This window comes from Synechococcus sp. PCC 6312, assembly GCF_000316685.1.
GTDB lineage: Bacteria > Cyanobacteriota > Cyanobacteriia > Thermosynechococcales > Thermosynechococcaceae > Pseudocalidococcus.
The window spans coordinates 1,353,356-1,377,466 of record NC_019680.1 but is presented as its reverse complement, the minus strand read 5'-3'; the positions used below and the strand labels follow the sequence as shown (position 1 = coordinate 1,377,466).

29 protein-coding genes are annotated in these 24,111 nt (G+C 49.7%); 12 read left to right on the top strand and 17 right to left on the bottom strand.

Features of this window, described 5'->3' with window-relative positions:
* The first annotated feature begins 48 nt into the window (after window positions 1-48).
* The 7 genes from uvrC (at window position 49) to SYN6312_RS06760 (ending at window position 6,811) form a co-directional block, all read left to right on the top strand.
* Entirely contained in the window at window positions 49-1,941 is a 1,893-nt protein-coding gene (uvrC, locus tag SYN6312_RS06790) for an excinuclease ABC subunit UvrC (protein ID WP_015124122.1), read from the top strand.
* Between the two features lie 151 nt (window positions 1,942-2,092).
* Window positions 2,093-2,287 carry a DUF2862 domain-containing protein gene (locus tag SYN6312_RS06785; protein WP_015124121.1) on the top strand — a complete coding sequence of 65 codons (195 nt, stop codon included), beginning with the start codon at window positions 2,093-2,095 and terminating at the stop codon, window positions 2,285-2,287.
* Between the two features lie 187 nt (window positions 2,288-2,474).
* Window positions 2,475-3,923, top strand: coding sequence for a F0F1 ATP synthase subunit beta (gene atpD / locus SYN6312_RS06780; protein ID WP_015124120.1), 1,449 nt, complete (start codon window positions 2,475-2,477; stop codon window positions 3,921-3,923).
* A gap of 94 nt (window positions 3,924-4,017) precedes the next feature.
* On the top strand, window positions 4,018-4,434 hold the full coding sequence (gene atpC, locus SYN6312_RS06775) for an ATP synthase F1 subunit epsilon (RefSeq protein WP_015124119.1): 417 nt from the start codon (window positions 4,018-4,020) through the stop codon (window positions 4,432-4,434).
* A 25-nt stretch (window positions 4,435-4,459) separates the two neighbouring features.
* On the top strand, window positions 4,460-4,639 hold the full coding sequence (locus tag SYN6312_RS06770) for a hypothetical protein (protein ID WP_015124118.1): 180 nt from the start codon (window positions 4,460-4,462) through the stop codon (window positions 4,637-4,639).
* 6 nt (window positions 4,640-4,645) lie between these two features.
* On the top strand, window positions 4,646-5,248 hold the full coding sequence (cobO, locus tag SYN6312_RS06765) for a cob(I)yrinic acid a,c-diamide adenosyltransferase (RefSeq protein WP_015124117.1): 603 nt from the start codon (window positions 4,646-4,648) through the stop codon (window positions 5,246-5,248).
* A 141-nt stretch (window positions 5,249-5,389) separates the two neighbouring features.
* The gene (locus SYN6312_RS06760; protein ID WP_015124116.1) at window positions 5,390-6,811 is read left to right on the top strand and encodes a hypothetical protein; all 1,422 of its coding nucleotides are present in this window, start codon (window positions 5,390-5,392) and stop codon (window positions 6,809-6,811) included.
* 64 nt (window positions 6,812-6,875) lie between these two features.
* Here the strand turns inward: SYN6312_RS06760 and SYN6312_RS06755 are convergent, their stop codons facing one another.
* The 8 genes from SYN6312_RS06755 to SYN6312_RS06725 form a co-directional block, all read right to left on the bottom strand.
* Window positions 6,876-7,073 carry a hypothetical protein gene (locus SYN6312_RS06755; RefSeq protein ID WP_015124115.1) on the bottom strand — a complete coding sequence of 66 codons (198 nt, stop codon included), beginning with the start codon at window positions 7,071-7,073 and terminating at the stop codon, window positions 6,876-6,878.
* A 30-nt stretch (window positions 7,074-7,103) separates the two neighbouring features.
* A complete protein-coding gene (locus SYN6312_RS06750) occupies window positions 7,104-7,373 on the bottom strand; it encodes a hypothetical protein (protein WP_015124114.1) in 270 nt (89 codons plus the stop codon).
* 151 nt (window positions 7,374-7,524) lie between these two features.
* The gene (locus tag SYN6312_RS06745; protein ID WP_015124113.1) at window positions 7,525-7,644 is read right to left on the bottom strand and encodes a photosystem II reaction center protein J; all 120 of its coding nucleotides are present in this window, start codon (window positions 7,642-7,644) and stop codon (window positions 7,525-7,527) included.
* Window positions 7,645-7,732: 88 nt separating this feature from the next.
* The gene (locus SYN6312_RS18795) at window positions 7,733-7,846 is read right to left on the bottom strand and encodes a photosystem II reaction center protein L (protein ID WP_071880525.1); all 114 of its coding nucleotides are present in this window, start codon (window positions 7,844-7,846) and stop codon (window positions 7,733-7,735) included.
* A gap of 58 nt (window positions 7,847-7,904) precedes the next feature.
* Window positions 7,905-8,042, bottom strand: coding sequence for a cytochrome b559 subunit beta (gene psbF / locus SYN6312_RS06740; RefSeq protein ID WP_015124112.1), 138 nt, complete (start codon window positions 8,040-8,042; stop codon window positions 7,905-7,907).
* Window positions 8,043-8,048: 6 nt separating this feature from the next.
* Entirely contained in the window at window positions 8,049-8,303 is a 255-nt protein-coding gene (psbE, locus tag SYN6312_RS06735) for a cytochrome b559 subunit alpha (RefSeq protein ID WP_015124111.1), read from the bottom strand.
* A gap of 107 nt (window positions 8,304-8,410) precedes the next feature.
* Window positions 8,411-9,436, bottom strand: a complete 1,026-nt coding sequence (locus tag SYN6312_RS06730) for a photosynthesis system II assembly factor Ycf48 (protein ID WP_015124110.1) — start codon at window positions 9,434-9,436, stop codon at window positions 8,411-8,413.
* A 56-nt stretch (window positions 9,437-9,492) separates the two neighbouring features.
* Window positions 9,493-9,825 carry a rubredoxin gene (locus SYN6312_RS06725; RefSeq protein ID WP_015124109.1) on the bottom strand — a complete coding sequence of 111 codons (333 nt, stop codon included), beginning with the start codon at window positions 9,823-9,825 and terminating at the stop codon, window positions 9,493-9,495.
* Window positions 9,826-10,127: 302 nt separating this feature from the next.
* Between SYN6312_RS06725 and cobS the strand changes: the two genes are divergently transcribed.
* Entirely contained in the window at window positions 10,128-10,892 is a 765-nt protein-coding gene (gene cobS / locus SYN6312_RS06720) for an adenosylcobinamide-GDP ribazoletransferase (protein WP_015124108.1), read from the top strand.
* A gap of 19 nt (window positions 10,893-10,911) precedes the next feature.
* Here cobS and SYN6312_RS06715 read toward each other — a convergent pair whose 3' ends face one another.
* The 6 genes from SYN6312_RS06715 to lysA form a co-directional block, all read right to left on the bottom strand.
* Window positions 10,912-11,193: a hypothetical protein gene (locus SYN6312_RS06715; RefSeq protein WP_015124107.1), complete on the bottom strand. Its 282-nt coding sequence runs from the start codon at window positions 11,191-11,193 to the stop codon at window positions 10,912-10,914.
* 9 nt (window positions 11,194-11,202) lie between these two features.
* On the bottom strand, window positions 11,203-12,855 hold the full coding sequence (cimA, locus tag SYN6312_RS06710) for a citramalate synthase (RefSeq protein ID WP_015124106.1): 1,653 nt from the start codon (window positions 12,853-12,855) through the stop codon (window positions 11,203-11,205).
* Window positions 12,856-12,980: 125 nt separating this feature from the next.
* Window positions 12,981-13,523, bottom strand: coding sequence for a late competence development ComFB family protein (locus SYN6312_RS06705; protein WP_015124105.1), 543 nt, complete (start codon window positions 13,521-13,523; stop codon window positions 12,981-12,983).
* 209 nt (window positions 13,524-13,732) lie between these two features.
* Complete coding sequence (gene uppS, locus SYN6312_RS06700) at window positions 13,733-14,482, bottom strand: polyprenyl diphosphate synthase (protein WP_015124104.1); 750 nt, start codon at window positions 14,480-14,482, stop codon at window positions 13,733-13,735.
* A gap of 23 nt (window positions 14,483-14,505) precedes the next feature.
* Window positions 14,506-15,402 carry a diadenylate cyclase CdaA gene (gene cdaA, locus SYN6312_RS06695; protein ID WP_015124103.1) on the bottom strand — a complete coding sequence of 299 codons (897 nt, stop codon included), beginning with the start codon at window positions 15,400-15,402 and terminating at the stop codon, window positions 14,506-14,508.
* Between the two features lie 19 nt (window positions 15,403-15,421).
* Window positions 15,422-16,807 carry a diaminopimelate decarboxylase gene (gene lysA, locus SYN6312_RS06690; protein WP_015124102.1) on the bottom strand — a complete coding sequence of 462 codons (1,386 nt, stop codon included), beginning with the start codon at window positions 16,805-16,807 and terminating at the stop codon, window positions 15,422-15,424.
* 210 nt (window positions 16,808-17,017) lie between these two features.
* Here lysA and SYN6312_RS06685 point away from each other — a divergent pair, with 210 nt between their 5' ends.
* Complete coding sequence (locus SYN6312_RS06685) at window positions 17,018-17,590, top strand: GNAT family N-acetyltransferase (protein ID WP_015124101.1); 573 nt, start codon at window positions 17,018-17,020, stop codon at window positions 17,588-17,590.
* Here SYN6312_RS06685 and SYN6312_RS06680 read toward each other — a convergent pair.
* The 3 genes from SYN6312_RS06680 to SYN6312_RS06670 form a co-directional block, all read right to left on the bottom strand.
* Entirely contained in the window at window positions 17,568-17,858 is a 291-nt protein-coding gene (locus SYN6312_RS06680; protein ID WP_015124100.1) for a hypothetical protein, read from the bottom strand. The genes SYN6312_RS06685 and SYN6312_RS06680 overlap by 23 nt on opposite strands.
* Window positions 17,859-17,868: 10 nt before the next feature.
* Complete coding sequence (locus SYN6312_RS06675; protein WP_015124099.1) at window positions 17,869-18,258, bottom strand: hypothetical protein; 390 nt, start codon at window positions 18,256-18,258, stop codon at window positions 17,869-17,871.
* 191 nt (window positions 18,259-18,449) lie between these two features.
* Entirely contained in the window at window positions 18,450-20,345 is a 1,896-nt protein-coding gene (locus SYN6312_RS06670) for an iron uptake porin (RefSeq protein WP_015124098.1), read from the bottom strand.
* 489 nt (window positions 20,346-20,834) lie between these two features.
* Here SYN6312_RS06670 and radC point away from each other — a divergent pair, with 489 nt between their 5' ends.
* The 3 genes from radC (at window position 20,835) to SYN6312_RS06655 (ending at window position 24,088) form a co-directional block, all read left to right on the top strand.
* Window positions 20,835-21,566: a DNA repair protein RadC gene (radC, locus tag SYN6312_RS06665; protein WP_015124097.1), complete on the top strand. Its 732-nt coding sequence runs from the start codon at window positions 20,835-20,837 to the stop codon at window positions 21,564-21,566.
* A gap of 546 nt (window positions 21,567-22,112) precedes the next feature.
* Complete coding sequence (locus tag SYN6312_RS06660) at window positions 22,113-22,439, top strand: 2Fe-2S iron-sulfur cluster-binding protein (protein WP_015124096.1); 327 nt, start codon at window positions 22,113-22,115, stop codon at window positions 22,437-22,439.
* A gap of 461 nt (window positions 22,440-22,900) precedes the next feature.
* Complete coding sequence (locus tag SYN6312_RS06655; RefSeq protein WP_253276427.1) at window positions 22,901-24,088, top strand: response regulator; 1,188 nt, start codon at window positions 22,901-22,903, stop codon at window positions 24,086-24,088.
* Window positions 24,089-24,111: the final 23 nt, after the last annotated feature.

The following is a 24,111-nucleotide window of genomic DNA, read 5'->3' as shown; positions in this document are numbered from 1 at the left end:
TTTTGCCGCCTTGACGTTCTACCTTTGACGACCCTTCATCTGTCCACCATGTCGGAGCCGCTACTTAAAAATCGGGAGCAGTTAGAAGCTCGCTTAAAAGAATTGCCTCTAGAGCCAGGGGTTTATCTGATGCGGGACAAGACTGATCAAATTCTCTATATCGGTAAATCAAAACGCCTCCGAAATCGCGTCCGATCCTATTTTCGCCAACCTGCCACTTTGGGGCCGCGTTTGGAGTTGATGGTCTATCAAGTCGCAGATATTGAATTTATTGTCACGGACACCGAAGCCGAAGCCCTGGCCCTAGAAGCTAACCTGATTAAGCAACATCAGCCTCATTTCAATGTTTTGCTCAAGGACGATAAAAAATATCCCTATCTCTGTATTACCTGGTCTCACGACTATCCCCGGATTTTTATCACCCGCAAACGCCGCCGCGAAGCCGAAAAAGATCGCTACTACGGCCCCTATGTGGATACAAGGTTACTCCGGCAAACCCTGGGCCTGATCAAACGCCTCTTTCCCTTGCGCCAACGCCCCCAGCCCCTCTTTAAGGATCGGCCTTGCCTCAATTACGATATGGGCCGCTGTCCCGGAGTCTGTCAAAAACTAATTACGCCGGAGGAGTACCGCAAAACCTTGCAACGGGTGGCGATGATTTTCCAAGGGCGGACAGGAGAACTGATTGATACCTTAACAACTCAGATGGATCAGGCCGCAGAAGTCTTAAATTTTGAATTAGCGGCACGGCTGCGGGATCAAATTGCCGGATTGAAACACCTCGGAGCGGACCAAAAAGTTTCCCTCTCGGACGATACGGTGTCGCGGGATGCCATTGCCTTAGCGGCCGATGACCACCAGGCCTGTATTCAGTTATTTCAAATTCGCTCAGGGCGGTTAGTCGGGCGGTTAGGGTTTGTCGCTGATGCCCAGGCCGGTCAACCGGGTTTAATTTTGCAGCGCGTCTTAGAAGAACATTATGCCCAGGCCGATCCGGTCGAGATTCCCCCGGAAATCTTGGTGCAAACCGCCTTACCAGAAGCTGAATTTTTAGCGGCCTATCTCAGCCAGGCCAAGGGGCGCAAAGTCACCATTACCGTTCCCCAACGCCAGGCCAAGGCCGAACTGATTGAAATGGTGGAGCGCAATGCCCTCTTAGAACTAGCCCGTACTCAAAAAGTCAGTGACCGGAATACCGCCGCCCTCAAGGATTTAGCTGAACTCTTAGATTTACCCGAACTGCCCCAGCGGATTGAAGGCTATGACATTTCCCATATTCAAGGCTCGGATGCGGTGGCGTCGCGGGTGGTGTTTATCAATGGTCTGCCCGCCAAACAACATTATCGGCGGTATAAGATTCGCAACCCAGAGGTTAAAACCGGCCATTCCGATGATTTTGCGAGTTTAGCCGAGATTTTACAACGACGATTTCGGACGTATCTTGATGATCCCAACAAAGAGCGGGTCGGGGATGCCAATTGGCCGGATCTGGTCATGATTGATGGCGGTAAAGGGCAACTCTCGGCGGTGGTGAATGTGTTACGAGATGGCGGCATTTTAGAAGATGTCAAAATCGTCAGCCTGGCCAAACAACGGGAAGAAATTTTTTTACCGGGTGAATCCCAACCCCTGCTCACAGAGCCAGACCAACCCGGAGTGCAGCTATTAAGACGCTTACGAGACGAGGCCCATCGCTTTGCCGTCAGTTTCCATCGTCAACAACGAAGTGATCGAATGCGGCGGTCGCGCTTAGAAGAAATCCCTGGCCTGGGCTATCACCGCCAAAAGCAACTCTTAGCCACCTTTCGCTCCATTGATTTTATCCGCACGGCCAGCCTGGCCCAACTCGCCGCTGTTCCCAATATTGGCCCCCGCCTAGCCCAACAAATTTATGATTACTTCCATCCAGTCACCCATGATCGAGAAACTAGTGTGGACTGAAATATTGTGCTGGCCGCAGGATCGACATTACTCTTGACTGCTCTAAAATTTCTATGTCAAGGGGATTCGGGCCTGGTAGGATGAGCAAGGATTTAAGCGCAGTTCCCCAGGTCTGGGGCGTGATTTCAGAAGAGAACACAGAGGAAGCAGTATGGAAGTTGGGCAAAAAGTCCGCGTCTGTCGGATTCGCGATCGGGTTAATCAAGGGGTCGCCAACACACTGGGCAAATTTGGCGTGATTACTGGGTTCAAAATGACCGATGGCAGTGGGGTCGGTGTGGTTGTCAAATTTGAGGGCGAAGGCAGCACTTGGTTTTTTGAAGACGAAATTGAAGTCATCGCTTAACCCTCCCCGGCCTGGGTTTCCAGGTTTTTTAGCCTGCATTGCCGCTCGGATGTATCGAGAGGATCCCCGTGTGATAGGGTTAATGATGGTGCGTTTTCGGGCACAGTAACTTCCCAATTTGCGTAACTTCTCTGTTTAGTTGGGGTTTCGCACTCAGTCAATCATCAAAGGTAAGAAGGCGTAGGTTATGGTCACAACAGTCGAACGAGCCAATGTGGGTTACATTACGCAGATTATTGGCCCGGTGGTGGATATTGAATTTCCCAACGGTAAAATGCCCTCCATTTACAATGCGTTGCGGGTGGAAGGTAAAAACGATGCAGGCCTAGATGTGGCCGTAACCTTTGAAGTCCAGCAGCTTTTGGGCGACAACAAAGTCCGGGCCGTCTCCATGAGTACCACCGATGGCCTGGTGCGGGGGATGGAAGCGGTAGATACTGGGGCCGCCATTAGCGTACCTGTGGGGACAGTCACCCTCGGCCGAATTTTTAATGTCCTCGGCGAACCCGTTGACGAAAAAGGGCCGGTTAGCCAACAAGATACCCTCCCGATTCACCGGAGTGCGCCGAAATTTACTGAACTCGAAACCAAGCCTTCTGTTTTTGAAACCGGGATTAAGGTGATTGATCTCCTGACTCCCTACCGTCGAGGCGGCAAAATCGGCCTGTTTGGTGGGGCGGGTGTTGGCAAAACCGTGATCATGATGGAATTGATCAACAACATTGCGACCAAGCACGGTGGAGTTTCGGTGTTTGCCGGTGTCGGAGAACGGACTCGGGAAGGCAATGACCTCTACAACGAAATGATTGAGTCTGGGGTAATCAACAAAGATGATCCCAATGCGTCCAAAATTGCCCTGGTTTATGGCCAGATGAACGAACCCCCGGGAGCGCGGATGCGGGTGGGTCTGTCGGGTTTGACCATGGCTGAATATTTCCGGGATGTCAGCAAACAAGACGTGCTGTTATTTGTGGATAATATTTTCCGGTTTGTCCAGGCCGGCTCAGAAGTGTCAGCCCTCTTAGGTCGGATGCCCTCCGCCGTGGGATATCAGCCAACCTTAGGGACGGATGTGGGGGAACTCCAAGAACGGATTACTTCTACCACGGAAGGATCAATCACCTCCATTCAAGCCGTGTATGTGCCAGCGGATGACTTAACGGATCCGGCTCCCGCCACCACCTTTGCTCACTTGGATGGAACGACTGTGCTTTCTCGGGGCTTGGCAGCGAAGGGAATTTATCCGGCGGTGGATCCCTTGGGTTCAACCTCAACCATGTTGCAGCCTTCGATTGTCGGTGACGAGCACTACAGTACCGCTCGGGCTGTCCAATCCACACTCCAGCGCTATAAAGAACTCCAAGACATCATTGCCATCTTGGGCCTGGATGAGCTGTCGGAAGAAGATCGGTTAATTGTGGCTCGGGCCCGGAAAGTGGAGCGGTTCTTATCCCAGCCGTTCTTTGTGGCGGAAGTCTTCACGGGTGCGCCGGGTAAATACGTCACCTTGGCTGATACGATCAAGGGCTTCAAACAAATCCTTAGTGGCGAACTCGATGATCTGCCAGAACAGGCCTTCTACTTGGTTGGTGACATCGAAGAAGCCAAAGCTAAAGCCGAAAAACTCAAAGGTTAGGATGCTCTGACTTTCTAGGGGTGGGCCGGCTCATCCCTGCGTTTTAGTTTGAATAACCTGTTGCGCTACTGTTTGCACAAGGAACTCGAAACCTATGGTGATGACTGTCCGGGTAATTGCGCCTGATAAAACGGTTTGGGATGCTCCCGCTGAAGAAGTGATTTTGCCGAGCACTACCGGCCAGCTTGGGATTTTGGCCAATCATGCTCCTTTACTCACGGCCTTAGAAACTGGAGTAATGCGGGTGCGCTCTGGCAAAGATTGGCTCTCCATTGCCTTGATGGGTGGGTTTGCTGAAGTTGAGAATAATGAACTAACCGTTTTGGTTAATGGGGCTGTGCGGGGTGACTCGATTGATCTAGAAACTGCCAAAGCCAACTATGCCCAGGCCAGGGAGCAACTCGCTAAGGCTGAACAAGGGGATAACCGCCAGGCCAAGTTCCAGGCTACCCAAGCATTTCGTCAGGCGCGGGCTAAACTACAAGCAGCGGGTGGCTCGGTTGAGCTTTAGAGTTGAGGGTTGAGAGTAGAAGGCGATGGGAACTTTAATTGGCCTGGTTTTAGTGATTCTCTACTTGACGGGTAGCTGGAAGTTCTGGAATGGGTTTGAGCGCACCAGTTATTCTCAATCCCGGTTTATCTTGACAATACTCTGGCCGGTGATGATTACGAACAAGACCTATCGTCAAAACTTTACGCGAGCCTTAAAAGGTTAGTTGCTGATGATCACGGATGCCCAGCACCAGGCCAAGATGCAACGCCGCAAGGAAGTCCAGGCCCAGCGAGTGGCCGAGCGGAGTTTAGAGAAAGGGCTGATCATTGTCCATACCGGTAATGGAAAAGGAAAAACAACCGCTGCCTTGGGGATGGTGTTGCGTTCTTTGGGCCATGGCTATCGGGTGGCAATTGTCCAATTTATTAAGGGAGCCTGGGAGCCAGCCGAAAAAGCAATTCTCGAAAAATTTTCTCCACAATTGGAATTTCAGGCCCTTGGCGAAGGTTTTACCTGGGAAACCCAAGACCGCCAGCGAGACATTGCCACCACCCAAGCGGCCTGGTCAACGGCCTTGCGCTATGTGAGCGATCCAGAATTTCGGCTCGTGCTACTTGATGAAGTTAATGTGGCTTTAAAACTGGGCTATCTATCCGTCTCACAAGTCCTCCAAGGCCTGGCCGAAAAGCCTGCAACGTCCCACGTGATTTTGACTGGCCGAGGCGCACCCCCAGAACTCATTGCCGAGGCGGATTTAGTGACAGAAATGACCCTCGTTAAACATCCCTTTCGAGAACAGGGAGTGAAGGCCCAAGCTGGCATCGAATTTTAGGGGAGTTTGAGATCCGGAAGGGCTGGGACGAGTCGAGAGGTAGATGCTGGGACTATCCTGGCTTAGGATCAAGATTAGGGCTGACCGGCCATCAGGACACCTGGACTATGGGTTCCCGTTCTTACTTCCCTGGGTAAGTTTATGCTCAAACATTGGTTTTTTAAGTGGCAGCCCCTGGATCGAGTTGCTCTCGGTTTAATAACTGTGGTCATGGTGATGATTGCTGGCTTGGCCTGGGGGGGCGATCAAACATTACCAAGGGTGCGCTATTTTACTTGGCAGGATCGGGATATTGGTGCTGCTGATCGAGCCTTTATCCTCAGCTTTAGTCGGCAAATGGATTGGGAGTTGATCAGCGAGGCGATTACGATTGATCCCCCATTACCCGGTAAAACCAGTTGGTCAGGGCGGCGGCTGGCTTACACCTTGCTTGAGCCTATTCCCTATGGTCAGGGGTTTCAAATCAATGTTGATATTCCGACTGAACCACCAGCCAAGCCCGAAATGGAACCCTTCTCAGGATTTTTCCGCAGTCGCGATCGGGTCATTGCCTATATTGGGACTGGCCCCGAGGCGGGCAAGCTGATTCTCAATAATTTAACTCTGCAACAAAAGCTGACCCTTACCCCGGCTAATCTTAATGTTTTAGACTTTCAACTCTACCCCAGTGGCGAGAAAATTCTTTTTTCTGCTACCCCCAGCGATCAGAGCAATGGTGACCCAGAGCTTTATACCGTCACTACTGGCCTGGTCGTCACCCCCCCAGAAGAGCCAACCCATTCCCCCCGACCACCTGGGGAAGTAACAAAGATTTTAGACAATCGAGACTATCAACTGGTCAAGTTTGAGTTATCCCAAGATGGGCAACGCCTTGTCATCCAACGCATTCAACGGGGCCCCGCTGGCGGCGAAGCCTCTCTTTGGCTGATTGAAGGTGACCAGGCCCCCCAGCAACTCAACCAACCCGCCACTGGAGATTTTCATATTGCCCCGGATAGTGAAAACTTGGTCATGGCCCAAGGACAGGGTTTAGCCATTGTCCCCCTCACCAAGCAACAACAGGCCGAGCTGCTCAGTTTCTTACCCCAGTACGGGATGGTCTTGGCCTTTAGCCCCGATGGTCGAGATGCGGCAATGGTCAAATTCAACCCGGACTTTACCCGCTCCCTCTATTTGGTTAACAGTCAAGGACAGGCGAAGGAACTGCTCAAAACAACGGGTTCACTCCTGAGTGCCGCCTTTGACCCCCGCGGAAAAGTTCTCTATTGCCTAATGACTCGCCTCCGCCCCGATGAACAATTTCGCGAACAGTCTTTTATTGCCATGGTAGATATTCGGGATGGGCATTTAACGCCGATTTTAGACCTGATTGGCCAGAAAAACTTGGGGATTGGTTTAGCCGCCGATGGCTCTGGCCTGGTCTTTGATCAAACCACCCCTGGGCAACAGCAGGATTTTCAAGTCATCCTCTTACCCATTCAAGCCCTCGAACAGGGAGAAGTGATTAAACTGCTACCCCCACAAACTCTTGGGCCGGGTATTCATCCCCAATGGTTTCCCTAGGGAATTGCCCAAGATAAACTCAATCTAAAAAGTTGGAGGAGCGACTATGCTAGTTTTTTATTGTTCACTCTTCGCGCTTGGCCTGGGTGGAGAGAGAAACCTTCAACAGTGGCAACTGTTCTCCCCGAAAAATTTCTAAACTTGCTTTACCGACTGACTGGATCACATCTAAATAAATATCCTGCGCTAAAATTCCGCAAAGTAGGGGGGGGGTCGCTAAACTCACCCATAAAGAACTCATCGGGGAAAATTGGCGAGACATAGGTTAAACACAGTGAATTGCGGCAACGGCTCAGTCGGATTCTGGGGGGTCAGGAGTATTGGGCTCAGATAAGAGTTCGGCTTTGGAGCGCTTGAGCATTTTCCAAAGTTCTTTAATGTCCTTGTAGGCCTGTTGGGGACTAATCTTACCCCCGGTCTCTAAGTTACAAATATAGCCAATTCGTTGGGCAAATTCTTGCAGGTTGGCATTAAAGGCTAAATTTTGGGGGCTAAATTCACCTTGATACCGACTGGTCGGGTAGAGAAATTGCTGTTTCTTGATTTCATCAGGTTCTGCCACAGCCAGGCCCTACCAGCTAGATTTGCCACCTTTATCTTAAGCTAATCTTTCCGGAAAAAAACCTGCAAAAAAAACAGACCCGTGACAGGCCTGGTTGATCTTAAGATTTTTGAGGAAATTAGTCTGAGTAGGCTACAACTCGCCTTAGCCTCTAGAGGCTTGAACCCAGGCCAGCGTAAGCTCCATAAAAGAAAATACTGACAATTGTAATCACACCCATTCCAGCCACAGTTGCGACCACCCAAAGGGGGATCCGACCATTTTGTAACACGGTTAAACCTCCTAAAACTCTATTTTTATTGATCAAAGCAGTGACTCTGGTGGCATTTCAGTCAACGCGTCCAGAGGGACATTAAGGATTAGTTAAAGAAATAGCTCGAGAATAGCAAAGCCACAACAAAAATCAACAACAATCCCAGGTAAAGGGAGGTGCGATTTAGCTCAACGGGCTGACGATTCGGATTTGGTTCCATTGAATACACCCTAAAGTAAAGTCAACAAAAAGACCAACAGGTCAGGAGTTGGACAAAATTACCGTTGAATGAACTGCATCGCCGCAATGGCCCCTAAAAAGAAGATTGTCGGTACACCAAGGGTATGCACAGCTAACCAACGGACTGTAAAAATTGGGTAAGAAATAGGTTCTTGGTTGGGAGTGTTGCTAGTCATAGGGCCTTAGTTTAAATCCTTGAGAAACTCGTTAATTTGTTGTTTGCTTTCAAACCGATCGGAAACCACCGGGGCAGCTTGTTGTTCTTGGGAAAAGTAGGTGTCAGGGCGAGGAGTCCCAAAAATATCGTAGGCCAGGCCAGTGCTGACAAACAACCAACCCGCAATAAACAACGCCGGAATGGTAATGCTGTGGATGACCCAATAGCGCACACTCGTAATAATGTCTGAGAAGGGGCGTTCACCCGTAGTTCCAGCCACTTTTTATACCTCCCAAAAATAAGAAATTAATCACAATCGGCAATGATTCTATATGATACGCAACCAGGGGCTTCCTCACAATCACACATTCGGGATTTTTCCAGTAACTAACTGGCCGGGATCACAGGTGTCGTATTGGCCTGGAGTTCTGAGGCATAGCGCAGTAAAATCCCCTGCTGACCCAGAATGAAGCCTTGATTCGGGCCAAAGAAGCGAACTTTATACAAGTTGGAGGCAACTTCGTTAATATCCCGGTCTTTCTTCCAGGTTTTCCCGCCATCTGTACTACAGAGCAAATTACCACTACCGCCGGCCAACCAAATTTCTTCTGAGGTACGGTATGCCAAGTCCAATAGCCCCACACTCACAGCCACTTGGGGATTCGTCGGTTTTGTCCAGGACTCCCAATCACGGCCTTCGGAAAAACTCAGATTGCCACCATTGATGAGCATCCACAACTGGCCATCTTGACCAAAGCCCATATTTTGAACCCGCCGCGAACTAGTCCGATTGTGGGGTTCCCAGGCCGGTTGTCCCGGAGACCATGTGGAGTAGAAACTTCCCCGGGATGAAACTGCCACATATTGCCCCTCAGGGGAACGGGAAATATTCCGAACGACACCCACGGCCTCTTGAACCAGGGCTTGCCAAGTTTTTCCTTGATCTTGAGTCTGGTAAATAGCACCAATATCAGTTGTCAGTTCAGCGTTCCCATTACCCAAGGCAAAAATTGTATTGGGCGCGCCTGGTAATTTGGCACTGAGGGCTAAACGTTCCCAAGATTGCCCACCATCAGTCGTATGGAGCAAAACGGAAGGCTGGCCGGTGATCCACCCCTCTGAACCAGAAAAACTAACGGAAGCAAATCGATAGTCTTCAGTATCCAGAGCCAAACTGCGCGGTTCCCAAGTCCGACCGCCATCTAGGGTTTCCATCAAAAGGGCATTACTGCCAACAAGCCAGCCATGTTTGGAGTTGATAAAACTGAGGTCTAAGACCGTGGATTTGGTTGGCAGTTGTAGAACTTCCCAGGGATTAAAGTCGAGGGATGGTAGAAATCCACAGCCGGTACACAACAGCACCACCACCAGGCCCATGACTAAAGATTGCCACAGTCGCATCAAACGCCCCATAAGTCTTGCTCAACCTCAATAATTAGAATTAGAACTTAAAAAATATTAGGGATAGGTTACTGAATGCCGTAGAAGCTAATTAAGAATAGGAAGCCCAAAAGCAACACCCCAAAAATCAGTAGGTTTTTCTGGCCGGGTGTCAGGGTATTCACCCCAATGCCGTAGCCCAGGTTTTCCTTAAATCCCGAAGGAGTGCCTACTGGGCCAATATTGCTAAATTGGGTTTTGCGGGCTTTACAAACGGGACATTGCCACTCTTCTGGAATATCCGTAAAGGCAGTGTTGGGGGCAACTTGAGTGGTGTTATCGCCTTTGAGGGGTTCATAGACATAGCCACAGGAGCGACATTCATATCTATCTAAGGCATCGGGAAGAGCTTCAGGACTCATAGGGATCGTCAGAATAACCTCAATAAACAGTGCCGGAATCGGATTTGCGGAATTATTAAGTATTATCACATGACCGGTTACGGCTCCATCTGCCAAATTTACCCCTGCCACCCAGAATGCAGCGAACGAATCGTCTTCAGATGGAGAGCTTTAATTAATGGTTGGCGTAAAATTCAATGACATGGGTACATTAGCTAAAGTCGTGCCATTGAAACAGATCAAACACCTGTAGAGTTGAGAGACCTTGGCTTACCCTTTATCTTTTCCCAAGTAGCATTCGAGAACCTTGCCTTAAAGAACTCATGGGACACCTTTGGCGACAATGGTTAGGGGCAATTGTGTTTTATACAACGCTGTCGTTACCGCGCCCTTGGCCGATTGAATTAGCTGGCATTGCCCGTTGGTGTCCTTGGGTTGGCTTGGTGTTGGGCCTACTCTTGGGGGGAATCAACTGGGGATTAGCCGGCCTGGGTCTAGGGGATAATTTGCGGGCGGTGGCTGTTGTGGGGGCTTGGGTCTGGTTCACGGGAGGTTTGCATTTAGATGGGGCAATGGATACCGCGGATGGCCTGGCCGTCCTAGATCCGAGTCGACGGCTAGTGGTGATGGCCGATAGTCGCACGGGGGCCTTTGGCGTGATGGCAGCGATTCTGATTCTCGGCTTAAAAATTACGGCGTTGGCAGTGTTACCGGCTCCGGGATTTTGGGCTTTGGGACTGGTGATGGCCTGGGGGCGGTGGGGACAAGTTTGGGCCATTGCCTGTTATCCCTACTTAAAAGCGGAAGGAACAGGTGCTTTTCATAAAACAACCTGTCAGTTTCCCCAAGACTTTGGACCGGGAATTCTCGCCCTGTTCCTGGTGATGGCTTACCCGTTGACTAAAACTCTGACGGTTTGGCCCTCCCTACTGTGCTTGTTTGGATTGGGCTTACTGGTTAGTTTTGGGCTGGGGGCCTGGTTGGATCAAAAATTGGGTGGGCACACGGGGGATACTTATGGGGCGATTGTGGAATGGACAGAGGCAATTCTCTTAGGTTGCTTGACGCTGCCTTACTTTCAGTTTTAGGCTCTCAGGGCTTTTACAGTTATTCCTCTGGGGCTGATGGATCTAGGGGATGAGGGCGATGGTGTTGAGCCAATTCTGAAGGGGGGCGATCACTACTCCAGGCCCACCAGACAAACCTACACTGACAGTGATAAAACTCTTGCCATTTCCGTTGATGATTGGCGGTATAAACGGGAGAGCGACGGTTAATCCAGACGGCCTGGGCCTGACTAGGGGCCGCTCCACAACGCGAACATTCAAATCCACGGGCATGGCTGGCCTGGGCAATCCAATCTGGGGGAGTTGGGGCGAGTGGGTTCATTGGGGGGCATTAAACCGAGGTTAATTCCGGTGATACGGTCTCTTTGCTGGCGAGGAGGAGGCCATATTCAAGGCTTTCGGTGACGGCCTGGTAGGAAGCGGTGATGATGTTGGTGGAAACCCCGACCGTTGTCCAGCGTTCATGGCCATTACTGGATTCCACTAAAACCCTGGTATTCGCTGAGGTTCCAGCCAGGCCATCTAGGATCCTCACCTTATAGTCTGTCAGGTGAAAGGTGGCAATTGCTGGATAAAACGTTAAGAGGGCTTTACGGAGGGCTGCATCCAGAGCCGAAACGGGGCCATTTCCTTCTGCTGCGGTGAGCATTTCTGTATTGTTAACTGCAACTTTGATGGTGGCTAAGGATTGGCTTTCCAGGCCCGTTGTGCCCCAATCCCCAGACCGACAGGAGACATCAAACCCCTTTAAGCTAAACCAGGCCGGGCGTTGCCCCAAAGCATCCCGAATCAGCAGCTCAAAACTGGCCTCAGCCGCTTCAAATTGATAGCCTTGGCTTTCTAATTGTTTTAGTTGGGTCAGAATATCGCGACTGGCCGGATGTTGGCGATCCAAACTCAAGCCCAAACTGGCTGCCTTGGCCAAGATGTTGCTGAGTCCGGCCTGGTCTGAGACGACAATCCGCCGTTGGTTGCCGACTAGATGGGGTTCTAGATGTTCATAGGTGCGGGGATTACGCTGGACAGCACTGACATGAATGCCACCCTTATGGGCAAACGCCGATAACCCGACAAAAGGGGCATGATCATCAGGGGCTAAGTTGACAATTTCACTAATTAAGCGACTGGTGGGGGTGAGTTTTTCTAGCTGGGAAGGGGAAATACAGTCATAGCCCAATTTGAGTTGCAGGTTCGGGATCAGCGTACAGAGGTTGGCATTGCCGCAGCGTTCCCCATAACCATTCATTGTGCCTTGGACCATGCGCGCCCCGTTCTGAACCGCAGCTAAGGCATTGGCTACCGCTACCCCGCTATCGTTGTGGGTATGGATGCCCAGGCCTGGTATGGGTTGCGCTGGATTTTGCTGTTGATATTGGTCTAGAAAGGTTGCCACGGCCTGGACAATGGTTTTAATCTCATCCGGCAATGTGCCGCCATTGGTATCGCACAGGACTAGCCACTCGGCCCCACCCTGGATAGCTGCCTCTAAAGTCCTGAAGGCATAGCTGGGGTCATCGCTATATCCATCAAACCAATGTTCCGCATCGTAGATCACCCGCCGTCCTTGAGAGGTGAGGAATTGGAGAGTATCCTTAATCATCCCTAGGTTTTCAGCCAAGCTGGCTTTTAGCCCCTCAGTGACGTGCAGATTCCAGGATTTTCCAAATACCGTGACCCAACGCGTCCCAGCCGCTAAAATCGGTTGCAACATTGGATCTTCAGAGGCCGTTAGATGGGGACGACGGGTTGAACAAAAGGCGACAATTTCCGCCTGAGTCAGTTTAATTTCCTGAAGATGCAAGAAAAACTGGACATCCTTAGGGTTAGCTCCAGGCCAGCCCCCTTCAATAAACGGAATCCCCAGCCCATCCAATTGCCGGACAATCCGCAGCTTATCTTCCAGGGAGAGGGCAATACCTTCCCGCTGCGCCCCATCTCGTAAGGTCGTGTCATAGAGAGCAATCGGTCGGGAGAGGGCAACCATAGTCATTACAAGCAGAGGAATTGGAAAAATGCCAGATTGGGAGGGAGCCGGCCACAACCGAGATGATTACTCTACAGGGTTGATTAACCAGTCGGACTCAAACTCAACCGGGCTAGGGATGAGGACTATTTACCGGGTTGTTCATAGTCTGGGGCATGGCTTTGGAGCAAGGCACTCACTTGACTAAAGACTTCTTTCCCAGAAACCGTAGCAATCGCAGCCCGTTCGGGATGGAATTGGGGCCGGGCTGAGTTGGTTTTAATGGCCTCTTCCACTTGGTTTTTGATCAAATCTGCGAGTTCTTCCTCGGCCCGTTGCCGTTGATATTTGGCCCCTTCTTCTGTGGTGGCATAGAGGGGGGGCAAGCGATTGAGCGCGTAGGCGGCGATATCACCCAAGTCCAAGGCACAGTCCTGCTCCGATTCAATGATCGCAATCCGGGTAATGGCTTCGGTCAAGACTAGTTCTTCCATGACATTAATAAATTGCTTGCGGGGAACCGCGACCACCTGCCCGGTCAACAGGGCCCCCATCAAGCGATCCAGGGCCATGTATTCTTCAACACTGAGTTCGGTGGCTTTGTCACAAATTCGCCCGACCTCTGCTTCCATCGTTGGGGTAAGGTAGCCATTGCGTAGGGCCTGTTCAACGATGTCCTCAATACTCATCCGGTTCTCTCCTAGGGGCTGTTGATGATTATGGATTAGGATGGGGGGTTGCCCAATAATAAGCTAAATAAATCCATGATGGCTAATAATACCTTGTTTAATTTTGGCATACTAGCCCGGCCTGGCAAGAGATGATCAACCGCTAGCAACAATAATTGATAGCTGCCCCCAGTCAATCTTAAGCTGGCCATTGCCCAAGCCCAAATCGCCTAGAGCCGACCAAAGCGGCGTTGACGGTGTTGAAAGTTTCGCAGGGCCTCATGGAAGGCATTGCGATCGAAATCGGGCCAAAGAGTATCGGTGACATATATTTCCGCATAGGCTACTTGCCATAGCAAAAAGTTACTGACCCGCATTTCTCCACTGGTTCGAATCAATAGATCCAAATCGGGCAAGCCAGCGGTGTAAAGATGATGTTCAAATTGTCGCTCATCAATGTCTTCCGGTTGTAGTTCTCCCTGTTGCACCCGTTGGGCGAGACTCCGACAGGCCTGGATAATTTCCCGCCGCCCGCCATAATTAGTTGCTACCACGAACTGAATTTTTTGATTGTGGGCCGTTGCCGCCATCGCCCAGTTAATTTCTTCTTGTAGAGATGCGGGTAAGCAGGCCAAGTCCCCGACAAAGTGAATTTGCACTCCTTCTGCCACCATTTCCGCCAATTCTCGCCGCAGTACCCGCTCAAACAAGGTCATTAAAAATTCCACCTCTGGGACGGGGCGGCCCCAATTCTCCGTCGAGAAAGCATAGGCCGTTAAGGCTTGAATCCCCCAATCTTTGCAGCAGCGGAGTAAATCCTTCAGACTATCTACGCCCCGCTGATGCCCCATGATCCGGGGTAAATGCCGATTCTTTGCCCAGCGGCCATTCCCATCCATGATCACCGCCACATGACGGGGCAAACGCTCTCGGTCTAAATCATCGGGAAGAACAGCTAGGGTTTGGGGTTGGGTGGTCATTGGGGGTTCCAATAGGGGGGAGATCAACGGATGGGCCATACCATTTGCCACCGCCGCCGCTTAGCTGCACGTTGAGGTTGATGGCTATTGCTGTCCCCGGCCTGGTTAAATTGTTGGGCTAATAGCTCCTTTAGTTTACTGCTAGTCAGGGGACGGTTGAGTTCACCCCGTTGGGCTAGGGAAATCGAGCCGGTTTCTTCCGAGACAACAATACATAGACAGTTAGCAACTCGCTCGGTAATGCCCACTGCTGCCCGGTGGCGTGTTCCCAATTGCCAAGGGCCAGTCCGCTGGGAAAGGGGGAGAATTAACTTGGCTGCAACAATTTCCGATCCCCGAATCAGAATTGCTCCATCATGGAGGGGAGTGGCTGGCTGAAAAATAGTCTGTACCAATTCGGAAGTGAGACTGGCGTTGAGTCTGACTCCTGTGGCGGTAAAATCTTGGGCATCGAGCATGGTGTCGGTTTCGAGGAGAATTAAAGCCCCTGTCCGGCTCTGGGATAAGGCTTTGACAGCTTCCACAATCGCATCTAGGGTGGTCTGGCCGCGCTGAGTTGGGGCCGGTTGACGTTTCAAAATCTGGAACACTTTACCTTGCCCAAGTTGCTCTAGGAAGCGGCGAATTTCGGACTGGAGAATGACCGCCATGGCTACAGCCGAGCCAACCACCAAGTTATTCAAGACAAAGGCTAAAAACTGTAAACCCAGGCCCCGACTAATGGACGCGGCAAAAATGAGAAAAATAAAGCCCCGCACCATCCAAAGGGTTCGTCGTTCGGCAATCACTAACAAAACGATGTAAGTTAACCCCAAGACCAGGCCAATGTCCACTAACGTCAAGGCTAACGACCAGGCCCGCGGCGAGACAGCCGGCCAAGTAAAGCCAATCAGGGAGAGGAAGACAAGGCGGGGGGCCATACTCTAAAGAGTCCATTGATTAAGCCAGGCCGGAGGGCAACACATCTTGACGCAACAAATCAGCATAGGTTTCCCGTTTCAGGATCACGGTGGCATTCCCCTCTTTGACCAGCACAGCGGCGGGACGGGTGAGACGATTGTAGTTAGAAGCCATGCTGTAGTTGTACGCGCCTGTGCCAAAAACCACAAGGGTATCGCCAGGTTGAGGGTTGGGGAGTTGAATATCTTTTAAGAGAATATCGCCTGATTCGCAATGTTTTCCAGCTACAGTCACCGTTGTATCCGGAGTTTCCAGGATTCGATTCCCTAACACGGCGGTGTACTGGGCCTGGTAGGTGATTGGGCGTGGGTTGTCGGACATTCCCCCATCTACTGCGATATACGTCCGAATGCCCGGAATATCTTTGCGAGTGCCAATGGTGTAGGCGGTGACAGTACTGGGGCCGGCAATCGAACGGCCGGGTTCGCAAATTAACTTGGGTAAGGGAATATTTTCGGATCTACAGGCCTGGATGACACTGTTGGCGACCCATTTTGTCCACTGTCGAATACTGGGAGGATTATCGGCCTCGACATAGCGCATTCCTAGGCCCCCACCGACATTGAACTCTTGAAAATTCAAGCCAAGACGGGCCGCTTTTGAAAACCAGGCGGCTAAGGTATTTGCTAGATCTTGGTGAGGTTGTAACTCAAAGATCTGGGAGCCAATATGGGCGTGAACCCCAACCCAATCAATTTGAGGGTGTTCCAAGGCAAAGGTAAAGAGGTCGGGAAGGGCCTGGGGATCGAAACCAAATTTGCTATCCAATTGGCCAGTGCGAATATAGTCATGGGTATGGCATTCAATCCCTGGGGTGAGCCGCAACATGACACGGGGCTTGGGTTGATCAGGGGATTGATGCGCCGCTAGTTCTGCCAGCCGAGTCAGTTCCAGCCAGTTATCGGCAACGACCGTACACCCCATCTCGAGGGCCTGGGCTAGTTCTTGGAGCGATTTGTTATTGCCATGAAAATAAATAGTTTCTGGATTAGCCCCGGCCATCAAGGCTGTGTAGAGTTCTCCCCCAGAGGCGACATCAATCCCCAATCCGGCCCGGCTAGCCAAGGCACAGGTGGCTAAACAATTCCAGGCCTTGGAAGCATACAGCACTAAACTCTCCCCTGGATAATGATCGTGCAAACCTTGAACATAATCGCGACAGGCCCGGCGAAAGGTCTCCTCGTCCAGGACATAAAGGGGGGAACCAAACTGGGCTACTAACTCCACCAGATCACAGCCACCCACTTCTAAATGTCCTTGGGCGTTGGTTTCAGCCGTTAAGGGGAGCAATTGTTGATTAGTCGGGGCCTGGGACAGATCGGGGAAAGCAGACAAAGATTGTGTAGCAAGGGTGGCAGGGGTCATGGTAGTAAGACGCTTAGAGAAAGTAAAATCATCAAGAGCCAGGCCGGGATAGCAAACAGCCTAAGGTCACTGGGAACAAGGGTGTAGTTAAACCAGAGAAATACCTTCTAGTTTACTCTTATTCTGGGTAGGCTCTAAAACCCCACTTCCATCCACGAGGAGACCCCCTGCCCAGGCCATGTAATACCCAACCTCAGAACTAGCGCCCCGTTGCCGATCCTGACCCTAGCTCCCCTCACCTTGGCGCAAGTCTCTGCGGCCACTGCTCTCGATCGACAAAGTTTAGGCGGAGTCTGGAACCAATCTCAATACATTTTGGAAATTAATAATCCGATCAGCACCGTTTTGGGATGCTACACACCTGATGCTCAAACGCCATTGAGCGAAACTCCCCTCTGGGGCCTAGGCTGTAGCTGGGGAATTGGGGCAGAAACCCACATTACTCTTTTGGCCGTTTCCCCCGGAAAACAAGGTCAGGGACTTGGGACATTACTTCTCTGGGCTTTGCTGAAACTTGGACTACAGCAGGGGCGGGCCTGGGCTACCTTAGAAGTCGAAGCCGACAATCAAGCAGCCTTGAGACTTTATCAAAAACTTGGATTTCAAGAAGCTGGTCGTCGGCCCAAATATTATCCTTCTGGAGCCGATGCCTTGATCCTGTGGAGCAACGTATCAAAACTAGATTTAAGTCTTTCTCCAACTCAAGGCAAACTTGAAAAATATCAATGGCAACTAGAGCTTGATCCCATTTTAGAAGCCATTAACTCAAAGGGAACCGGATAAGTTCAAGGGCACTGCAAAAGCTATTCAAGCGATTCAGTAACGCATCGTAATAGACGTAAGCATCATCCCGCTTACCTTCAAGACGAGCATACAAGGTGAGTTCTGGCTCTGGGGCCAGGGAGTCTCTGGAAATTTCCAAGCCAGCCTCGGTCAAGCGCGTCGCTGCAACTGCCACAAGCAAGGGCCCGATTGTATTCGATTCACCCTTCTCAATATCTCTTAGGCCTGGCAAGATAAATTCCGCCCCTGACAACTCATCAAGATTCATTAAGAAACTCTCAGGCCAAAGTTTCCGGACAATAGCCCAGGCCTTGGATAAACTGCTTCCGAAACTCTTCAATATCGGCTCGATCCGGCCGGCCGTGGGAAACAATCGCCACCTGATAGCGCCGCATAACCTCAACCATGGACTGCCCAGTTTCCAGAGCCCACAAGGCCATTTTCAAGGAAATACTTGGTGTGTAAGGAAATCCCAACTCATTCAAGTAAGCCCGAAAATCCCCTTCTTGTTGAGCAGTTAAGGGAATTGCCATCGTTACGCGGACAACCCAGCCATCTACCTGATGAATCACAGTCATGAACTGCATCGGCAAATTGGCATATTCATGCAGATATTGAACAATTCTCAGGGTTAGACTTGCATTACTGAGATGATAAATGTAGTCCATAACCCATAACCTCTAAACCCTTGATCTCTATCATCAGGCTCAGGCGGGGATCACTAGTAGGGGATATTCCCGCTCCGGCCTGGGGGTTTCTCCCCAATGATCCCCAGCTAGTCAAAACTTGACATAAAAAAAGAGGCCTGGAGGCCTCTCAAGTTTTAAGTTTTAGCTAGGTCCTAACAAACAATCCCAGATTAGAACTGGAAGGTTGTGCGGATTACCCCGAGAACAATAGGGGCATTAGCCGTATTGTTGTTGGGATTAAAGATGGTAATGATCCCAGGGGCAACGGAGATGTTCCGGCTCATTTGGAAACGATAGAAGCCTTCCAAGTGGTACATATTAAAGGCAGTCACACCATTGTTAACCGTGTAATTAGTGCTGATGGTTTGGGGGGGTTGCCCAAAGATCAAACCAGCCACGTCACCCTTCTGCCACAAATCAGGTGCAGCAGCTGTAATTGCCCAGTTCACTAAGGAAGCATTCCGACCAACGTTGGAACCTTGAGACTGATTCACGCTGGAATAGCCAGCCCAACCAGAAAGGGTGAACTGAGGAATAACCTTGTAGGTGAATTGGAAACCAACGTTATCCGAGGTAACATTACCAACTCCACCCGTAGCAGTAGCGGAACCAGTTGGATTGTTAGCCGCCCCAGTATAGCCAGATGTTCCTGTGCCGCCACTCGGATCAACCCCAAAGGCTCGAACGTAGGTAACACCTAAGGCGAGGTCTTTAATTGGGCGAACAGAAATCTGAGCTAACGCACTAAAGGAGTCACCAAAGAGACCTCCAGGGGGGTTAGGGTTGGCGGGACTACGGTTAAAGCCTGCTGTATTCGTACCACCACCCAAGTAAGCCAAGGTGAAATCAGCACTGGTGCCAGCTTCCTTGTTTTCAGCGAATTTGTAGTTGATTGTAGCCCCAGCAGGGTTAGAACCGTAAATACGATAAATCGGGTTGAACCGCCCAAATCGAGATAAAGCACCCGTATCACTTGATTGGAAAAAGGGGTTGAAGGTGAACATATTATCTTCGTAGGCCCCGGCATTCGCATCAGCGATTACTGTTAGGTTCTTCACCGGCGAGAAGCGATAGAACAACTTGTGTAGCTCAAATCCATTGGTTGTTCCGTCATAAGCCAACCGAGCAGCATTTGTTCCCGCCAAACCAGAGGCATTAAGAATGCCACCACTAGAGCCAGATGGACTCAAGGCTGAGTAGTTGACGACATTACCAGACTGAATACGAATGCGCAGTAAATCAGAACCAGTAAAACTAGTATCAAAGTTTAAACGAACACGATTACTAACAATTGTGTTATCAACAATGTTACGTCCTGCTAAGTTACTGCCACCTGGCCCGGTTCCAGGCGGGTTAGCCACTTGTCCACTCAAGATATCAGAGGTGTTGAAGATGACAGTGGCGTTTAACTTCGTCAAAGTCGCAAATTGAGTGGCTTCTAGGTTAGAAATCCGACCTTCTAGATTATCAACCCGACCCTTGACCAAGGCTAGTTCGTTGGCAAATTCTTGGGCCAACCGTTGTAGGGCTGCCAAATCTTCTTTGGTAGCAAACCGATCACTGACCACATCCAAGCAGGCGTTGAGAGCCGCAGCCATTTCATAACGGGTCAAAGCCCGGTTGCCCCGAAAAGTGCCATCGGGATAGCCTGCAATACAGCCATATTTTTCAACCAAGGAGGCTAAAGCTTGATAGGCCCAATCCGTAGGGCGAACATCAGACAACTGGCTCACAGAGGTGACTTGGGGGATTGACTGCCGTGAGCGGGTGCCAACAGCTGATTGAGTTTGGGCTTGAGTTGATGTGGGTGCAGGGGCCAAACCACCAGACAATGGATCAGCTTCCAATGATGAAACAGAAGGGGCAGAACGCATTGCGGGCAGATTCTGGGCCAGATTAACTACAGGCTGCACTGGCAATGTGGTTAGGTTGGTAGGGGCGGAATTTAATTCCTCAGGGGGCAATTGTAATAAGCTTGAGTTGGTTTCAGCTGCGTAAACACCACTGCTCACACCTAAAGCAAGAACTGGAGTTGTGGCTAGTAGCTTCCACAAAATACGGGACATAGATTTCTCCTTGAACACTCCTCAATACACTCAACTCTTAGGAAAAGAGTTTTATGCAGTAACACCACATAGTCTAAAAAGTCTCGAACTGGGCAAAAAATAATCTACAAGGGTACAGTAGCTTTTATAACATAGTTGATGAGAGTTTTATGCAATAACCCTCTGAAATAAAAATAAATTATTGAGATCATTAGCAGGGGTTATTTGATTGGCTCTCGTCAAAGGGCTGTAATCTAGCTATGTCCCTCTAGTAGATTCACTGTGGCATAGGAGCTTTGCCCAAACTTTACCCACTACACCAAAATGAACTTAGCATCTCCCTGGCTGAGTCAAGGTAATCAGTGTATTAACTTTGGATTAAGTCTCAAAAAGATTTTTCATGATGTTGAGGACAGTAAAGCAAAATGGGACAGGTTCATTTCTCCTGAGAACCCGATAGTAGATTTTCAGGATATTCTTTAGAAAAAACGGTCCTCGGTATGGTGTAAAATGACCTATCATTTGCGAATTGCTGACTTACCATCCAGTGATCGGCCGCGCGAAAAGCTGATAGTTCAGGGTTCTCGCGCTCTGACAGCCGCAGAGTTGATTGCGATTCTCTTGGGCACAGGGCAGGGGCCGGGCAAACTATCGGCAGTGGGATTGGGGCAATATATACTTCAAAAACTCAGCCAGAACCAGCCGGATCCGTTACTGCCCCTGCGGGATATTACACCAGAGGAATTAATGCAGATTCCAGGGGTTGGGCCAGCCAAGGCAACTACAATTTTGGCGGCTCTAGAGTTGGGGAAGCGGGTATTCCAGGCCCGGCCTGGGGAACAAACCATTATTAGCGAACCGAGTCAAGCGGCTGCCGTTTTATCCCAGGAGATGATGTGGGAGACAACCGAACGATTTGGGGTGCTGTTATTGGATGTTCGGCATCGGCTGTTAGGACATCAGATTATTAGTATTGGCAGTGCTACTGAAACCATCGCCCATCCCAAGGAGATTTTTCGGGAAGTCATCCGGCGAGGCGCAAATCGGATGGTGATTGCCCATAATCATCCCTCAGGCAACCTTGATCCCAGTCAGGCGGATCTCAGTTTGACTCGCCAGTTACTCGCAGGTGGACAATTATTAGGCATTCCAATTTTGGATCATTTGATTTTGGGACAGGGAGAATTTTGCAGTCTGCGGCAAACAACTACTCTCTGGCAAGAGTTACCCCAAGGGGATTAGGGGGATTAGAAAGTTGGGCTTGGGAGGCAAACAAAGGAATTATGGAATTATCCCTCCATCCGCTGAGGCAGCAGCTCTAAAAAAATTTGTCCTCAGTAGGATGTTCAAGATTGCCAGGGATTAACAGAGTTCACATCACAGTTGAACACTAAATAAGCGATATTTATTAGAATGATTATTAAGTTTTACAAATAATTCTGATCCCGTTCCCAGGAAATCATGATACTTTAGGGTGAATTAGTTAAGTATTTTGCCTGTTTTGGGGAATCATCTAGCTCTGAGGGGTTGATATCTTTCAGCACTCATAAATTTTTATCCTAATTTGCCGCAGGAATGATGAACTGCTCTTTCCTCAAGGAAGGGTTAGACAGTCGAGCCATGATTTAGGTATCGCTGACATCATCATTAGTGTTTTTAATTAGGGTCATAGATATTAATGCAGAGTGGGAATTAATTTGTGATACCTGCCTTGCGGATGCTTAATGCCTCAGATGGGACATTCAGCACCATCTTCGTTACGACTATCTAACAGTTTGGAGAAGTTTCATGAAACGAGATCACAGTCGGGTTTATAGCGTCACCCTAGTGAATGAAGCCCGGGGCTTGCGGAAAACAATTAAAGTGCCAGCCGATGAATATATCTTGGATGCGGCTGAAATACAGGGGGTTGACTTGCCCTATTCATGTCGGGCTGGGGCCTGTGTCACTTGTGCGGCTCGAATTGTCAGCGGAACGTTGGATCAGTCTGATCACACCTTTCTGAAAGCCCAGGAGTTAAAAGCTGGTTTTGCGTTGCTCTGCGCGGCTTATCCAACCTCCGATAGCGTGATTACAACTCATCAAGAAGATGCCATTTTAAATTTGGGTTATTAATCCGATTTCCATACATAAATAGGGTGACTGTTGGCCTGGAAAGCTGTCTATGTGAGGCTGTGGTGCATTCATATCTCGAAACTTTAATCAATGTCAAGATTGGTTAAGATACTGAAAAATGACCACCATGACTCGCTATATATGAAGTGGTTATTTAGATTCTCTTAATAATTACTTACCTGATTGTCATAAGTGGGGCTAGGTATTGATTAATCCGCCTCTTAGGAAGCCAGGCCTGTTTAAGTCTGGGTTATGCATCAATTTTCCCGTTCTTGTGTGTTTGATGTTGATGAAGTTGGAGTTGGGGGATATGAATTGATCACCCTTCTTGCTTGGGAATAATGACAACGTTACGTCTCTGGTAATTTTCCCTCAGACAAGATGCTGTTTCCACTGAGTTATAGTCTTTTGACTTGGCAATATGCGGTGTTCTGATGGTACAATCTATTCCTAAAAAATCAATGGCAGTTCAGCCAACGAGCTTACTCCAGCAATTACTAGATTCGGGGAGTTCGGGTTGTTTAGCTGTTCAAAGCCAGGGGGTGACATGGTCATTTTATTTCCAGGCCGGGCATTTGTTTTTTGCCACCCATAGCATTGATCCTTTTGATCGCTTGGAACGTCACTTACGCCGTCTCAGTAACACCATCCCCGCCTTGAATCGAGACGTCCGTACCCAGGCCCGCACCCAGTTTGAAGCCTTAGGGGGACCAACAGCCAGCTACGAAGCGATTTGTTGGTTAAATGCCGAGGGATTCTTAGAGCCATCTCAAGCTGGGACATTGTTGCAAAATCTAGCTCTAGAAGTTTTAGAGTCCTTTTTGCTGATTACGGTGGGAAACCATGAACTGATTAACGTCCCATCCTTGCTGATCTTGGCCAGCTTACCCCTGAGTGAGTTAATAACCCAGGCCCAAACAACCCTCAATCACTGGCGGGCCTTTCAGGATAAAGTCACCTCTCCCTTTCAACGACCCTATTTATTCACCCAAACTCGTGGTCATCAACGCTTAACCCTAGAGCAACAACAACGACTGGGGAGCTTACTCCGGGGTTACAGTATTCGGCATTTGGCGGTGCTCACTAACCAAAATGAATTAAAACTCGTTAAAAGTCTCTATCCATTTATTCAGGATGGGACAATTTTCCTGCGGGAACCCCAAGTCCCCTTTGACTTATTACCACGTCTTGATCACCAGTCCCAGGCCATAGTGCCGATTGTTCCCCCAGAGGATATCAGCGAAGGTAGTGATCGCAGCTTGATTAGTTTAGACACCCCCCATAAGCAATTCAAAATTGTCTGTATTGATGACAGCCCAACGATGCTCCAAGAATTAAGTCGCTTTTTGTCCGATCAAACATTTACTGTGACTACGTTGAATGATTCGGTTAAAGCGTTGATGGAGGTGATGCGGATTCAACCGGATTTAATTTTGCTTGATGTCGGGATGCCCAATATTGATGGTTACAAGTTCTGTAGGGTAATTCGCAACCATGCCCAATTGAAAACCACGCCGATCATTATGGTCACGGGTAATACGGGGTTAATTGATCGGGCCAAGGCCAAATTAGTCGGAGCGACAGATTATATGACTAAACCATTTACCCAATCGGAACTCTTAAAAATGGTCTTTCAATATCTCAGTTGATCCAGGGTTGGGATGTTGAATGT

Bases quoted from the DNA above. Each gene is read 5' to 3' on its own strand.
- SYN6312_RS06770 (WP_015124118.1), top strand. From the start codon at position 4,460: ATGGGAACTTTAATTGGCCTGGTTTTAGTGATTCTCTACTTGACGGGT.
- SYN6312_RS06660 (WP_015124096.1), top strand. From the start codon at position 22,113: ATGAAACGAGATCACAGTCGGGTTTATAGCGTCACCCTAGTGAATGAA.
- atpC (WP_015124119.1), top strand. From the start codon at position 4,018: ATGGTGATGACTGTCCGGGTAATTGCGCCTGATAAAACGGTTTGGGAT.
- SYN6312_RS06730 (WP_015124110.1), bottom strand. From the start codon at position 9,436: ATGGGGCGTTTGATGCGACTGTGGCAATCTTTAGTCATGGGCCTGGTG.
- cimA (WP_015124106.1), bottom strand. From the start codon at position 12,855: ATGGTTGCCCTCTCCCGACCGATTGCTCTCTATGACACGACCTTACGA.
- SYN6312_RS06680 (WP_015124100.1), bottom strand. From the start codon at position 17,858: ATGAATCTTGATGAGTTGTCAGGGGCGGAATTTATCTTGCCAGGCCTA.
- SYN6312_RS06705 (WP_015124105.1), bottom strand. From the start codon at position 13,523: ATGAGTATTGAGGACATCGTTGAACAGGCCCTACGCAATGGCTACCTT.
- psbF (WP_015124112.1), bottom strand. From the start codon at position 8,042: ATGACTAGCAACACTCCCAACCAAGAACCTATTTCTTACCCAATTTTT.
- cobO (WP_015124117.1), top strand. From the start codon at position 4,646: ATGATCACGGATGCCCAGCACCAGGCCAAGATGCAACGCCGCAAGGAA.
- SYN6312_RS06675 (WP_015124099.1), bottom strand. From the start codon at position 18,258: ATGGACTACATTTATCATCTCAGTAATGCAAGTCTAACCCTGAGAATT.
- SYN6312_RS06785 (WP_015124121.1), top strand. From the start codon at position 2,093: ATGGAAGTTGGGCAAAAAGTCCGCGTCTGTCGGATTCGCGATCGGGTT.
- cobS (WP_015124108.1), top strand. From the start codon at position 10,128: ATGGGACACCTTTGGCGACAATGGTTAGGGGCAATTGTGTTTTATACA.
- uvrC (WP_015124122.1), top strand. From the start codon at position 49: ATGTCGGAGCCGCTACTTAAAAATCGGGAGCAGTTAGAAGCTCGCTTA.
- atpD (WP_015124120.1), top strand. From the start codon at position 2,475: ATGGTCACAACAGTCGAACGAGCCAATGTGGGTTACATTACGCAGATT.
- SYN6312_RS06760 (WP_015124116.1), top strand. From the start codon at position 5,390: ATGCTCAAACATTGGTTTTTTAAGTGGCAGCCCCTGGATCGAGTTGCT.
- SYN6312_RS06755 (WP_015124115.1), bottom strand. From the start codon at position 7,073: ATGTCTCGCCAATTTTCCCCGATGAGTTCTTTATGGGTGAGTTTAGCG.
- SYN6312_RS06715 (WP_015124107.1), bottom strand. From the start codon at position 11,193: ATGAACCCACTCGCCCCAACTCCCCCAGATTGGATTGCCCAGGCCAGC.
- uppS (WP_015124104.1), bottom strand. From the start codon at position 14,482: ATGACCACCCAACCCCAAACCCTAGCTGTTCTTCCCGATGATTTAGAC.
- lysA (WP_015124102.1), bottom strand. From the start codon at position 16,807: ATGACCCCTGCCACCCTTGCTACACAATCTTTGTCTGCTTTCCCCGAT.
- SYN6312_RS18795 (WP_071880525.1), bottom strand. From the start codon at position 7,846: ATGGAACCAAATCCGAATCGTCAGCCCGTTGAGCTAAATCGCACCTCC.
- cdaA (WP_015124103.1), bottom strand. From the start codon at position 15,402: ATGGCCCCCCGCCTTGTCTTCCTCTCCCTGATTGGCTTTACTTGGCCG.
- SYN6312_RS06725 (WP_015124109.1), bottom strand. From the start codon at position 9,825: ATGAGTCCTGAAGCTCTTCCCGATGCCTTAGATAGATATGAATGTCGC.
- radC (WP_015124097.1), top strand. From the start codon at position 20,835: ATGACCTATCATTTGCGAATTGCTGACTTACCATCCAGTGATCGGCCG.
- SYN6312_RS06670 (WP_015124098.1), bottom strand. From the start codon at position 20,345: ATGTCCCGTATTTTGTGGAAGCTACTAGCCACAACTCCAGTTCTTGCT.
- SYN6312_RS06655 (WP_253276427.1), top strand. From the start codon at position 22,901: ATGGCAGTTCAGCCAACGAGCTTACTCCAGCAATTACTAGATTCGGGG.